The sequence below is a fragment of the Bacteroidota bacterium genome, from assembly GCA_019637975.1.
Taxonomy (GTDB): domain Bacteria; phylum Bacteroidota; class Ignavibacteria; order UBA10030; family UBA6906; genus CAADGV01.
The window spans coordinates 1-13207 of sequence record JAHBUR010000042.1; the positions used below are offsets into that span (position 1 = coordinate 1).

Annotated in this window: 14 protein-coding genes and 1 tRNA gene; 5 read left to right on the forward strand and 10 right to left on the reverse strand. The window is 51.5% G+C overall.

Translation table 11 applies throughout. The annotated features are described in order from the left end of the window. Positions 1 to 70: 70 nt before the first annotated feature. On the reverse strand, positions 71 to 1438 hold the full coding sequence (locus KF749_16690) for an NAD-dependent succinate-semialdehyde dehydrogenase (protein ID MBX2992791.1): 1368 nt from the start codon (positions 1436 to 1438) through the stop codon (positions 71 to 73). Between the two features lie 248 nt (positions 1439 to 1686). Here KF749_16690 and KF749_16695 point away from each other — a divergent pair, with 248 nt between their 5' ends. The 3 genes from KF749_16695 to KF749_16705 are packed head-to-tail and all read left to right on the forward strand — an operon-like array spanning position 1687 to position 4549. After that, the gene (locus KF749_16695) at positions 1687 to 2829 is read left to right on the forward strand and encodes a Re/Si-specific NAD(P)(+) transhydrogenase subunit alpha (GenBank protein ID MBX2992792.1); all 1143 of its coding nucleotides are present in this window, start codon (positions 1687 to 1689) and stop codon (positions 2827 to 2829) included. Further along, positions 2826 to 3140: an NAD(P) transhydrogenase subunit alpha gene (locus tag KF749_16700; GenBank protein ID MBX2992793.1), complete on the forward strand. Its 315-nt coding sequence runs from the start codon at positions 2826 to 2828 to the stop codon at positions 3138 to 3140. The genes KF749_16695 and KF749_16700 overlap by 4 nt, the downstream gene beginning before the upstream one ends. A gap of 5 nt (positions 3141 to 3145) precedes the next feature. Continuing rightward, the gene (locus KF749_16705) at positions 3146 to 4549 is read left to right on the forward strand and encodes an NAD(P)(+) transhydrogenase (Re/Si-specific) subunit beta (protein MBX2992794.1); all 1404 of its coding nucleotides are present in this window, start codon (positions 3146 to 3148) and stop codon (positions 4547 to 4549) included. A 72-nt stretch (positions 4550 to 4621) separates the two neighbouring features. Here KF749_16705 and KF749_16710 read toward each other — a convergent pair whose 3' ends face one another. Then, positions 4622 to 5107: an ester cyclase gene (locus tag KF749_16710; protein ID MBX2992795.1), complete on the reverse strand. Its 486-nt coding sequence runs from the start codon at positions 5105 to 5107 to the stop codon at positions 4622 to 4624. A 331-nt stretch (positions 5108 to 5438) separates the two neighbouring features. Here KF749_16710 and KF749_16715 point away from each other — a divergent pair. Together KF749_16715 and KF749_16720 are read left to right on the forward strand one after the other, a co-directional pair. Then, positions 5439 to 5512, forward strand: a tRNA-Ile gene (locus KF749_16715). 246 nt (positions 5513 to 5758) lie between these two features. Continuing rightward, positions 5759 to 6586 (forward strand): hypothetical protein, encoded by an 828-nt coding sequence (locus tag KF749_16720; protein ID MBX2992796.1) that lies wholly within the window; start codon positions 5759 to 5761, stop codon positions 6584 to 6586. Between the two features lie 76 nt (positions 6587 to 6662). On the opposite strand, the gene KF749_16725 is transcribed toward KF749_16720, so the two are convergent. From KF749_16725 to KF749_16760, 8 genes are all read right to left on the reverse strand, one after another. Next, positions 6663 to 7079 (reverse strand): ATP-binding protein, encoded by a 417-nt coding sequence (locus KF749_16725; protein ID MBX2992797.1) that lies wholly within the window; start codon positions 7077 to 7079, stop codon positions 6663 to 6665. A gap of 12 nt (positions 7080 to 7091) precedes the next feature. Then, a complete protein-coding gene (locus tag KF749_16730) occupies positions 7092 to 9011 on the reverse strand; it encodes a hypothetical protein (protein ID MBX2992798.1) in 1920 nt (639 codons plus the stop codon). 14 nt (positions 9012 to 9025) lie between these two features. Continuing rightward, a complete protein-coding gene (locus tag KF749_16735) occupies positions 9026 to 10429 on the reverse strand; it encodes an MBL fold metallo-hydrolase (GenBank protein MBX2992799.1) in 1404 nt (467 codons plus the stop codon). A 49-nt stretch (positions 10430 to 10478) separates the two neighbouring features. Continuing rightward, positions 10479 to 10715: a hypothetical protein gene (locus KF749_16740; protein MBX2992800.1), complete on the reverse strand. Its 237-nt coding sequence runs from the start codon at positions 10713 to 10715 to the stop codon at positions 10479 to 10481. Positions 10716 to 10719: 4 nt separating this feature from the next. Further along, positions 10720 to 11670 carry a paraslipin gene (locus KF749_16745; protein MBX2992801.1) on the reverse strand — a complete coding sequence of 317 codons (951 nt, stop codon included), beginning with the start codon at positions 11668 to 11670 and terminating at the stop codon, positions 10720 to 10722. Between the two features lie 89 nt (positions 11671 to 11759). Continuing rightward, positions 11760 to 12224: an NfeD family protein gene (locus KF749_16750; protein ID MBX2992802.1), complete on the reverse strand. Its 465-nt coding sequence runs from the start codon at positions 12222 to 12224 to the stop codon at positions 11760 to 11762. A 134-nt stretch (positions 12225 to 12358) separates the two neighbouring features. Next, positions 12359 to 12799, reverse strand: coding sequence for a nuclear transport factor 2 family protein (locus KF749_16755; protein ID MBX2992803.1), 441 nt, complete (start codon positions 12797 to 12799; stop codon positions 12359 to 12361). A gap of 77 nt (positions 12800 to 12876) precedes the next feature. Further along, positions 12877 to 13206, reverse strand: a complete 330-nt coding sequence (locus KF749_16760) for an STAS domain-containing protein (protein ID MBX2992804.1) — start codon at positions 13204 to 13206, stop codon at positions 12877 to 12879. Position 13207 lies beyond the last annotated feature (1 nt).

A 13207-nucleotide genomic window follows, 5' to 3' on the forward strand; every position in this document is an offset into this window, starting at 1 on the left:
GCCCGACAATCCGTTCGTTGAAGAGATTCTGAGAACGGGGAAGCGGGTACAGTGGAACTGAACAGAAAACCTACTTCACCCACACCGTCTTCACATTAACAAACTCGCGAATCCCGAATACTCCTAACTCCCTCCCGCACCCCGATTCCTTAATGCCGCCGAACGGAAGCCGCGGGTCGGATTTCACCATGCCGTTCACGAAGCAGCAGCCGGCATCCAACTCCTCTGCAGCAATTCGTTCTCCCCGAATTACATCTTGCGTGAATACAGCAGCGCCTAATCCGAATACAGAATCATTGGCAAGACGAATTGCATCCGCTTCGTCCTTCGCGCTTATGATGGCTGCAACCGGACCGAATAGTTCTTCGTCGTACGCGGGCATTCCTTTCTTCACATTCGTCAGCACAGTCGGCGGATAGAAGGCACCTTTGCTGTCGGGGATTTCTCCGCCGCAAAGGAGTGTTGCGCCTTTCTCGATGCTCTTGCGGACTTGTTCGTGCAACTCATCCCGCAAATCATGCCGCGCCATCGGGCCGACGGTGACGGTTGGATCGAGTGGGTCGCCTATCTTCTGTGCCATCATCTTCTCAACAAACATCTCTTCAAATTTCTTCTTCAACGGTTCGACGACAATGAACCGCTTTGCCGCAATGCAACTCTCTCCATTATTGATGAGCCGGGATGCAACACATGTCGAGACTGCGTGTTCAAGGTTCGCATCTTCCAGCACAACGTACGGGTCGCTGCCGCCGAGTTCCAGCACGGATTTCTTCATCATCTCTCCGGCTTTTGCCGCGACAGCTTTGCCTGCCGCCGTACTTCCGGTTATCGTCACGGCTTTCACCAGCGGATGTTCGATGAGTGTGTTGACTCGATTCGACTTCAGTAGAAGTGTTGTGAACAATCCCTCCGGCAATCCCGCATCACGAAATATCCTCTCAATCTCCAATGCACATCCCGAAACATTTGATGCGTGCTTGAGGACGACGGCATTTCCTGCCATCAGTGCCGGAGCCGCTGCACGAAACACTTGCCAGAAAGGAAAATTCCACGGCATGATAGCGAGCAGAATGCCGAGCGGTTGAAACGTTACGAAGCTCTTCGACGCGTCCGTGGAAACAGTTTCCGGCGAGAGAAATGCTTCTGCATACTCAGCGTAGTAGTCGCAAACCCACGCGCATTTCGCGGCTTCCGCAATGCCTTGTGCAAAGGGCTTGCCCATTTCACGTGCCATCAATCCGGCACAATCCTGTTGGCGGGAACGGAGGGCAGAAGCCGCCGCTTGTAGAATGTTTCCCCGTTCAGAAAAGCCTATCCGGCGCCAGGATTGCTGTGCCGCGTTGGCAGTTGTGAGACGTTGTTGAATGTATGATTCAGTGTGTGCTTCGTATGTTCGGATTAATTCCCCCGTAGCGGGGTTGATGGATTCAAATGACATCAGAGTTCTCCTTTGGTCTGTCTATACTGTAATGATAGAAAAATCGCCGTTCAGTTTCCGATCTTCGCAAAATTGGGAAGTGGTTACCAGGAATAGGACAGGAAGTAGCGGGGATTTGCCAATTTATGCGCTCTTTGCAAGGGACAAATGGCACGTAAGATGCAGATTGTAGTTCAATATTCAAATTCATACTTTTTGTACGACATCAGTTCCCTTCCGCTCATTACTTACCGAAAGGATACGCATCAATGGTTATCGGAGTTCCCAAAGAAACTCTGAAAGGCGAAACACGCGTTGCCCTCATTCCGCAGCTTGTGAGCATGCTTGTACGCGACAAGCATGAGATTGTGGTTGAGACGGGCGCAGGTGACGGCGCATCGCACGACGATGCACAGTACACGGCCGCCGGAGCCCGTATTGCAAAGAACGCGAAATCGCTTTTCGGTGAAGCTGATATGCTGTTAAAGGTTCAACCGCCGACCGCCGAGGAGGCGGCTGCAATGAAAGAGGGGGCAAGCACCATCGGCTTTCTCGCGCCGGCATCGAATCCAAAGGCAATTCGTGCGCTTGCGAAAAGAAACGTCACGGCATTCTCCATGGAATACGTTCCCCGCATCACCCGTGCCCAAAGCATGGATGCGCTCAGCTCCATGGCAACAATTGCGGGATACAAAGCTGTTCTGCTTGCTGCCGACAACATAGGAAAGATGTTTCCTCTACTCATGACGGCTGCCGGAACCGTGCCTCCGGCCACCGTTATGATCCTCGGCGCAGGCGTTGCGGGCCTGCAAGCAATTGCCACAGCGCGCAGACTCGGAGCAAAAGTCGAAGCGTTCGACGTGCGGGCTGCGGTCAAGGAACAGGTGAAGAGTCTTGGCGCGGCGTTTATCGAAATTGAAGGAGCTGAAGATCTCGAGACGGCAGGCGGCTATGCGAAAGCTGCATCAGAAGAATTCCTCAAGAAGCAACGTGATACGCTGGCGGCACGATTTCTAAAAACCAACATTGTCATCACCACGGCCCAGGTGTTCGGCAAGAAGGCTCCGATTTTGATTACAAAGGAAATGATGAAGCAACTGAAGCCGGGGTCTGTGGTTGTTGATCTTGCCGCCGAGCAGGGAGGTAATTGCGAGTTGACGGAGCCGGGAAAAACAGTCGAGAAGAACGGCGTGACCATCATCGGCGCAGTCAATCTTCCCGCAACGATTCCGGTTGATGCAAGCTTGATGTATTCGAAAAACGTCTTCAATCTTTTCAAGCTGTTGTATCCGAAGGTGGACGCTACTCCCGATTTCAACGATGAGATTGTGAAGGGCGCTTGCATCACGCGGGGCGGAGAAATAACCAATGAATCAGTTCGCAATGCATTACAGGGAGGTTCCGAACAATGACCGAAACTTTGATGATTTCAATTTACGTCTTTGTACTGGCTGCATTTGTCGGGTTTGAAGTAATCAGCAAGGTACCGCCGCTGTTGCACACGCCGCTCATGTCCGGTTCAAACGCCATTTCCGGCATCACCGTTGTCGGATCACTGATTGCCGCGGGTGAAGGACATGGCGGGCTGAGCGTTATCCTCGGCATGATTGCCGTTATCTTTGCCATGATCAATGTTGTAGGCGGGTTCATGGTTACCGACAGGATGTTGGGTATGTTCAAACAGGACACATCGAAACCCAAACAGATCAAGAAAGCGGAGTAACCGACATGAAAGAACTCATCTACCTCGCGTATCTTGTTTCTGCTGTTCTTTTTATCATGGGACTCAAACTGTTGAGTTCTCCCAAAACCGCACGCCGCGGCAACCTGCTCGGGGCATTGGGCATGCTCATCGCCATTGTTGTAACGCTGCTCGACAAGGCCATCATAGACTTTACATTTATTCTTATCGGATTGATTGTCGGTGGCGGTATCGGTCTCTTGTTAGCAAAACGCGTCCAAATGACGGCAATGCCGCAGATGGTCGGCTTGCTCAACGGGTTCGGTGGTGGTGCTTCAACTCTTGTTGCCTTTGCCGAATACATGCGTTTGTCGGGTGATGCAAGTCTGACAGTATGGACGGGCGCGAATGTCTCTTACGATGTTCTTGCGACGCTCGTTCTCAGCTTGCTCATCGGTACCGTCACGTTTACGGGAAGCCTGATTGCATTTGCCAAGTTACAGGGAATCATGCGAGGCGCGCCCATTCTCTATACGATGCAGAAACAAATCAATGCAGCGATGCTGCTGGGTGCGATTGTGTTGGGCGTTCTCTTTGTTCTCGATCCGTCATTGTGGCTCTTTCTCATCATCATTATAGCCATCGCCGCTATTCTTGGCGTTACGTCCGTCATTCCCATCGGCGGGGCGGATATGCCGGTGGTGATTTCGCTGTTGAATTCCTACTCGGGACTTGCCGCGGCGATGACGGGTTTCGTTCTCTCGAACAATGCACTTATCATTACCGGTACACTTGTCGGTGCGTCAGGATTCATTCTCACCAGCATCATGTGTAAGGCAATGAACCGTTCGCTCGGCAACGTGTTGTTTGCGGGTGTCGGTGTCGACTATACGGCAGGAGCAACAACCGCTACCGAGCAGCGAACCGTTGTCCGCTACACGCCGGAGGATGCCGCATTCATGCTTGAAAATGCGCAGTCGGTTATCATCGTGCCGGGGTACGGACTTGCGGTCGCGCAAGCGCAGCATGTGTTGCAGGAACTTGCCAGTTTATTGATCAGCCGCGGCGCAACCGTTCGCTACGCGATTCATCCCGTTGCGGGCCGCATGCCCGGCCACATGAACGTTCTGCTGGCCGAAGCCAACGTGCCGTACGATTTGTTGTTGGAGATGGATCAAATCAATGATGATTTTCAGAATACCGACGTGGCGCTTATTATCGGGGCGAACGACGTGGTCAATCCCGCTGCACGCACGAAGAAGGAGAGTCCGTTGTACGGCATGCCGATCTTGAATGTCGACTACGCCCGCACGACGATGGTGGTGAAAAGAAGTCTGAATCCCGGCTTTGCCGGTGAGGATAATGATCTCTTCTATGAAAAGAAAACCATGATGGTATTCGGCGACGCAAAATCTGTTGTGACGAACCTTGTGCAGGTGTTGAAAAAGTAAGGAAACATCGTTTTGCGACAAGAAAAGGCGGAGAACCTCTCTCCGCCTTTTGTTTGACGACGATCCTTTCGCTCAGAGTTGTCCCGGAGGTGTGATGGTATATCCCCGCTGTGCCATGAACGGCAGGTTGTCATACGCATCCCATTCTTCAGTGATCTTTCCGTTCGCGAAGTGAATGATGTGCACGCCCCACACCTGAAGTCCCGCACTCGCAGCAGTGAGGCTCCAGCGTCCTGCGAACCTGTCTTTTACATACACTTCATCAAGTGAAACCAACTTCAGGTCCGGGTACGCCTCCCGAAAATCCGATATTAACACCTTCAGATGTTCCAGTCCTTCAACCGAAGTTGCAATATCCGAATGCCGCATAAAACGGGAATCGAAGATTGCATCCAACTCGTCGACATTTCCGGTCTGCCACACCTCGTTGTACTTGTCGACCAGAGGTTTCAGTTCTTTGGAGTAATCCGGTTCGTGCTGGCATCCCCACAATATTGCGGCGGGCAGCATGACGAACAGAATGCAATTTCTACCTGCACCGTGAATCGAGAGTTTCATATCCTTGTCCCTTTCGAATGATTCCCTGAAAATCCCCAGTGCCAATCTATGTGCGGCAGACGGCAATGTCAATAGATGTCATGGGAAATCGGTAACCGGGTAACGCCTGATTAGAATTATCAATGAAGGTGATATGTTCAGTTCGTCCGCAGTTATTGAAGTCGCCGTGCGTAAAGATGATTGTTGCCCATTTATCGAGGAACAAAATTGTCACCACAATCGATCCTAGCCCGCATTTTGAACCGGGTATCATCTCACCTACAGCGACGATCCAACATGATTATAGCATGTTTGTATTTCGGGCGTGTTCTCGCTATATTTAAAGCAACTTGGGCCCTTAGCTCAGTTGGTTAGAGCAGCGGACTCATAATCCGCGGGTCGCAGGTTCAAGTCCTGCAGGGCCCACATTTCCCATTGATGTTCCTCAGAATTCTTCATTCCGTCGAAGAAAGACGAATCTGAGTACACGCCTCGTAAACCGCAAGACAGTTCCTTCCGGGGTTCCTTTGCACAATTGATCATATACCCGGCTATCGAAAACTCCATAGGCATCCTGTAACAAATCCCGACGGAATGCGGCTATAGTTACAGGTCGATGGGGAGACGGCACGGCCAATGGGTACTTCAACACGTCAAAGAAACGGAGGAGACTTGAAAACCACACAACGTTTTGGCTCAGCCGGAAGAACCTCAACAACGTTCCGGAGAATCAAGATCCCTACAGTTGTAGTTGTAGTAGTGATGGTATTCTCCTCATTGTCTGCAGGCCAGACAACAAAAACTCAGGAGGGCTTTTTCGGCGTACCTCTTCATGTTACCGTCAGTGCTCACGCCGGCTATGGTTTTGTCAACATGCAGCAAATAAACAATGTAATTCAGGAAGTAGGTACGATTCGTCGTGTTGTTGATTCCAGAACCAGGGAAGCGGACGTGCTATCCGGCGGATTCTATTGGGATGGATCAATTTTGATTCGGCTGAATAGATTCTTTGCCGGTGTAGGATTTTCATCGTTAACGGTGTCCGGCCAGAGTGACTATAAAGGAGCGGTTTCGCTGTTAGACAAGCTTTCGGGAAGAACGAGCGAATACCTTCTGCTGATCGGCGTCCGTTTTCCTGGCACTGAAAGGTTGTTCATCGATCTTTTTGTGGGAGGAGGATACTGCAAAGCTATGATGGACTATACAGGTGAATATCACGACAACTTCAATTCATCCAATGACATACTCTTCAAGCAGTCGTTAGCGCACAGCTTTCTTTCTGTCAGGACATTTGGAGTGGCTGGTGCCCGCTATGGAATTGTGAGCCTGCGGTTACTTGTGGGGTATCGTCTCGCAAATGCCGGCGTTATGAAAGGAAGATATGTATTGAACGGTCAAACATCGACCACGGAAGAGCCCTTCGTGGATTTTCGCGGTAATGAAGTAAAGTGGGATTTCAGCGGACTGTTACTTGGCGGCGGAGTTTCCGTAGAGTTTTAGATTGGGTGGAACAAGAGTTCAGCCGATTCCCCGCCAGCTATTCTCCCTCATGCAAAACGGAACCTTTGTATGCACGTTACTTTCTCAATTCCAACACCAACGTCACCGTTGAGCCTTTCTTATCGATCTCGTACTCGACTCTGTCCATTAGAGTCCGCATCAGAAAAATGCCGCGGCCGCTGGTACGCAACAGGTTTTCGTCTTCCAGGGGGTTCTTGACATTGCTGAGCTTGAAGCCTTTTCCCTCGTCGGCAATTGTAATGACAAGCTCATCGGGGAGACAGAGACAGACGACAGCAACTTTCTTCTTTGCATCTGCTTTGTTGCCGTGAAGGATGGCGTTGTTGACTGCTTCGGTGAGCGACACCATCAACTTGTTGGTCTGGATTTCGTCGAGGTGAGCATGCTTCCCGATCTTGTGTATGAACCCTTCAACGCGCTTGATGGATTTCGGGTTGCTGGGTAGCGTCATCCGGATTGTTCTTGGAGCCACGGCAGAATCCTTTTACATTGTGATGTTGATGTTGAGGGTCATATTTGCAAGTGATCGCGTCCCGCCGCCTTCCAACCGCCGTTGTTCATACCATCCCCGCAAACCCACTTCACTGAACGGGCTGAGCCGCCACAGAACGAGGCACGTCGGGCCGAAGCTGCGCAGGAACGAATCCAACTTCCTCTCATCTCCCGTATAGCTGTAGCGTGTCTGGCTGAAGTACCGGACGCCAACGGCAAACAGCGTGCCTTCCTCGGGCGAGTAGCGTACTTGAAATGCGTAGGTTTTGTCAATGAACGAGTTTTCCCGTCGTTCCGTGAATTCGCTCCAATTCAACTGTCCTCTGTCATATAACTTCAAATACAGAAAAAAATCAAGTCCGATTCGTGACGTAATGTCAAAAGCGGTGGAATCAACCCATCCAAATTGCCTGTAAGAAAAACTCCGGACTTGAGCCGCCTCCAGTTCAAAATCATACACGGTGTAATTTGCCAGAACCTCAAAGGCATTCATGGTGGCAAACTGTTCGAAGGGCTTATACAGCGTACGAGGCGAAAACCGCAATACACGGTTGATATTGTTGTTCGCGCTTCTGTCCTTCAACAGATACACAGTATGGTTCAGTGTGCCATCCAGCGTGAATGATACCTCGAGAAACCGGCTGAGAGTATGATAGGTGGAAAGGGAAAGCGCGACCAGCAACTCGTCTCTATCCTCCACATTCAGTTCGCTGGGAGTGTCGTATCGCAGAATGCTTGCCGCCCCTGAGAACGAAATATGATCGGAGGATGAAACAGGAAGAGAAAGCGTGCCTGCAAGCGACGTTCTGCGGGAGAGGTTATCTTTCGTCTGTTCCTGCTCTTGTGCCTGACGCTGTGTAATAGGAGTGACGGAAGTATCCTGCAAGAACCCCGTAGGGGCGCTTTTGGCAAAATGCCGTTCGTCCCGTTCACTGTGCGAGAATCTCGACGAAGCGGCAATGCCGGAGTTGTCATTCCGGTAGGTTGCCTGCACAAAAACATCGAGCCGGAACTCATCGATGCCGGTATTAAACTGTGCCGGCGCTCTTGCCGCGCCGCTTATCGAACGGAAGTCTTTGTCAAGTTTGCGGCTGTATACATTCAGAAAAAGTGAAGTCACGAACTCCGGTTCGAATTCATAGTCGAGGAGATTTGTGAATGAGAAGACGTTCTCGATTCTGCTTTCGAGTGCCCCCGTGGCAACAGTGTAGAACTCTCTCCGGTTTCTGTTGAACCCGATCTCCATACTGTCGCGTGTACTGCCGAGAAACGTCTTCTGCATGCCCGCGCGGGCAAGGTGGTTTTCCAACAGACGCGGGTCAAGATTGTCACGTTGGAACTGAGCGCTCCCTGCGATCCGGTAGCCGTCCAGAACCAGGTCGTTGGTTCGCGCGGCAATATTGTAGCTCAGGCCGCGGTCGCGGACATCAATCTGGTTATCCCAGCGATGGCCGATCATCGGATTGAGCGTGAAGAACGGATCGGGTGTGTACTCAATGCCGCCAAGAATGGTATTCATGGAGGCTCTGCTCAACCCGACATCTTTCTTGTCTGAAAATACGAAAGAAGACCATTGGGCTTTCAGAGCAACTTCATCGTTCAGCGGGTGGGTCGCTTGCAGTAACAGGCGTTGCTGGTTGCTTTGAAGGCGCTGCTCGGGGGATGAGCCTGTGCGTTCAATCAGGATGATATTGGACATGAACAGTTCATTGAGACGAATACGTGTGCCGAACGAAACCGTGTCAACAGAAAGGCTTCCGAGCCAATTGAATGTGTTGAGACTCCGATCAAAAAGAATACTTGCAGAGTTGCGTCGTGTGAGAGAATCGGCTGCCGGCATGTCCTGAAGCTGCCCAAATGTCCGAACCAGCGGGCACAGGACGAATATCAGAAACAGGGTGAGCCGATGCACCGTGGCGACTCCGTTCAGACCAATTGCACGGTGTTGGAGCGGGCGGGCACGATCACGTCATGGAATCCCGCTTCGGTAAGTCCGAGCGCCAGTTTCTCGGATTGATCCGCGTCGCCGTGGACGAGGAGTGTCTTCTTCAGCCGCTTCTTGTCGAATTGACTGATGTATCGTATCAATTCGTTCCTGTCTGCGTGTCCGGAAAAGGAATTCAATACAACAACCTCGGCCTTCAAGTTGTGCGGCTCCCCGAAAATATTCACTACAGGCTCGCGCATCACCAAGCGTTTGCCCAATGTGTGCTCAGCCTGGTATCCGACAATGATGATCATGTTCTTCGGGTCGGAGACAGTATTGCGAAGATGGTGCAACACGCGTCCTGCTTCACACATTCCTTGTGCCGATATAACGATGAACGGCCCCTGTCGTTCATTCAGCGCCATTGAATCAGCCACATCGCGGACATACGCCAGTCGCTTGAATCCGAACGGATCATTGGTTGCCGATTTCCGAAGAAGGTCCCGGGTTTCCTTGTCGTAACATTCCGGATGGTCGCGAAATACCTTTGTCACGTTGATCGAGAGAGGGCTGTCCACAAACACGGGCAGGTTGTCGATCTTTCCGGCATTACTGAGTTTGTGGAGGACATAGACAATCTCCTGCGTGCGCCCGACGCTGAACGCCGGGATTACCATTTTCGCCTTCCGGTCGCAACCGCGTTGCAACGGTTCAAGCAACTGTTCCTCCATCGCCTCAACGGGTGCATGAAACCGCCCGCCGTATGTGCTTTCGCTGATCAGGTAATCGGCATCACCGATGAATCGGGGATCACGGAGAATGGGAAGATTCGGCCTTCCCAAATCGCCGGTAAACGCCAACGAAACAGTTGTGCCGTTCTCGCGCAGTTTCAACATAACGGATGCAGATCCGAGGATATGCCCCGCATCTTCAAACCGCGCTGTAACATCGTCCAACACTTCGAATGTCGTTGCGTAATCAACGCTCTTGAAAAGGGGGATGGTTTCGTCAACATCATCCTGCGTGTAGAGAGGAAGAACAGAAGGGATCCCTTTTTGATGATTCTTCCTGTTCACGAACTCAGCGTCCCGTTCCTGAATGTGGGCGCTGTCGCGCAGCATCACGGCACACAAATCGCGAGTGGCAGAAGTAGCATAAATGGAGCCGCGGAAGCCTTGACGGACAAGCGTCGGCAGATTTCCCGCATGATCGATATGCGCGTGGGAGAGAACAACGGCTTCAATCGTCGTCGGGTCGAAAGGGAAATGTTCGTTGCGGGCCCGCGCTTCTTCGCGTCTTCCGTGGTACGTTCCGCAGTCAAGCAGAATTGTTCTGCCGCCGACTGTGAGAACGTGCATGGAACCGGTCACCGTGCGGGCTGCGCCCTGAAATTGAATGTGCATTATTGTTTGAGTATTTCGAACGGAAGATCATCTGATACATGTCAGAAAATCATTCTCCATGAGTCTCAATCGTTGTACCGGCTTCCTTCCTTCTCCCGATCCACATACCAACGCCAAGTCCAACGATGGCTGCGAGCGGGCCCCAGAAGAAAGCGCCTGCCATCATCACCTCAAGGTCACGGTCATGCTGATTTGATGAGACGATGGAAGTGAGGAACCCGCCGCCGAAGGCGCCGAGAAGATATGTGCCAACAGTCCAGAGACAGCCTATACGGATACGGCGCATCGTTCTATCGTTTTGCCGCTTGTATGTCGGATTCCTTCTGATTCATCGCCGAAAAGATTTTTCCAATCGACGCCACAACTCCGGCAACATCAGAGAGATTGGAGGGAATGATCATCGCATTGTTCTTCTGCGCCAGTTTTCCGAATTCCAGCAAGTAGGTTTCAGCGATGCGGAGGTTGACCGCATCAATGCCCCCCTTTTCGTTGATGGCGTTGGCAATTTCACGGATTCCCTTGGCCGTTGCCATCGCCACACGCTCGATTTCCTGTCCGCGGCCTTCCGCTTCATTGATGCGCTTCATCTTTTCGCCCTCGGACTTTGCGATTGCCTCCGCCTTATCACCCTCGGCGCGGTTGATTTTTGCCTGCTTGTCTCCTTCCGATTCGGCAATCAAGGCCCGCTTCTCACGTTCTGCACGCATTTGTTTCTCCATCGCATCCTTGATGCTGGTGGGGGGAAGAATGTTCTTGATTTCGTGGCGGGTGACTTTCAATCCCCACGGGTCCGACGCCTTGTCAACTGCTGCGACAATTTCGGAATTGATCTTCTCCCTCTCCTCAAACGTCCTGTCAAGTTCAATCTTGCCGACCTCGCTACGCATTGTGGTTTGAGCCAGTTGCGTGGATGCAAAGATGTAATCGCTGATTCCGTACGACGCCTTCACAGGGTCTATGATCTGCATGTACAGAATGCCGTCCACTTCAACAGCGATGTTGTCTTTTGTGATGCATGTTTGCGGAGGAACATCTATCACCATTTCCTTCATCGAGTGCCTGTAAGCGACACGGTCGATGAACGGGATGAGAATGTGAAATCCCGCTTCGAGCGTCGCATTGTATTTGCCGAGCCGTTCCACAATGAACACGGTCTTCTGCGGCACGACCCGCGCTGTTCTCATGATGATGAGAAAAACAAAAAAGACAATACCGAGAATGATTACCGTTCCGACTTCCATAGTGTTATCCTTTCAATTGTACGTGAGCAACATCGCTGTTGAGAGTTTACTGTGTGCACACTCCTCCGGCGTATGACTGTCCAGATGGATTAGTTGACGGGTTTTACCGTGAGTGTTAGGTTGTCACGCGATAGAATTTCGACGGGTGTGCCCTTTCGAATTTCCTGCGCGGCGGTTGCCTTCCAGTTTGTGCCGTGAAATTCCACTTTTCCGGAAAGTGTTGCGGGAAGAATATCCTCGACAACAATTGCCCGTTCACCTTTCACGTCGTCAAGGGCGGCAACATCATCCACTTTGCGCGACACGCGTCCCTGGAAGTACTTCTGGCCCCTCTTGCGGAAAAGGACCAGTGTCAGGAGTGACGAGCCGAGAAAAATCAGCAGTTGCACGTTGAAGTCTTCCGTTATGCCGAGGAAAATGCACAACGCCGTGATCCATGCACCAATGCCGAAGAACATGATGACAAAACCCGGAAGGATAAGTTCACTCAGCAAGAGAGCAAGACCGAGAAGAAACCAGTACAGTTCAGATTGTGAACCTTCGAAGATGGACATGGAAAAACCTTTCGGTTATGAGATAGGTTGGAAGAAATGTAGAGGAAATGCCCCTGAGAAGCAACGCAGGAAAAGGCAACGGATGCATAGCTTGCGGCCGGATGTCGCGAACACAAACCCTGATCGGCGTGATGCTATCGTTGTTCCGGGAGGCTCGTGAGCTGATTGGAGACACATTGCCACCGCCGGTTCTTGTTCACCCAAACTTCCGTGTACCGCGCAATGTTCAGAATTCTGCCCAACCGGTGGAACGTGCGCACTCCCGAAATAATCGCAGTGTTCCCGTACGTTCTGATGCGCGAGTTGGTGACGACAATGGAATCGACACGAAAGGCGGCGGTACGTACCATTTCCACAACCTGCTTCTTGTTGAGAAGTTCGCCGTTGTCGTCAATGTAAGTATAGTCATCGGCGTACAATCGCTCGAGCGAAACGAAATCGAGCATCACGTATGCGGTGAGCAACTCGCGTTCGAGTTTCCTGAGTTGAATCTCAGTCGGATTGGCGGCAAGGGTTGAGCACGAAACACAACACAGGAGTAGTGCAAGACACGTATGCAGTATTCTTCGATACACAGCTTCCTCTTTTGCTTTGGACGTGAGCCTGTTCCCCCGGCTCGTAAGATGCCTGACTGAAAGGGGAAACGCGGATGTTAGTGCTTGGCCGGTTGATGGGATTCATGAATCTCGAATACCCGGTCCAGCATGGAAATCTTGATCAGACTGACAACTTTTTTGTGAACATTACGCAACACCACTTTGCCGCCATGTTCCTTCATTTTTCTCTCGGCAATGAGCAGGGCGCTAAGCCCGCTGCTGTCGCAGAATTCCACTTCCTTGAGATCGACGTTCAGTGTCTCGATCTTGGGTTTGCAGAGGATCAGGAATTCTCCTTTCAATTCGGGAGAAACCGCAGAATCCAGCTTGCGCTCCTTCAGCTTCAGTGTAACGGAACTGCCGTTCTTTTCCACTTCAAAGTTCATC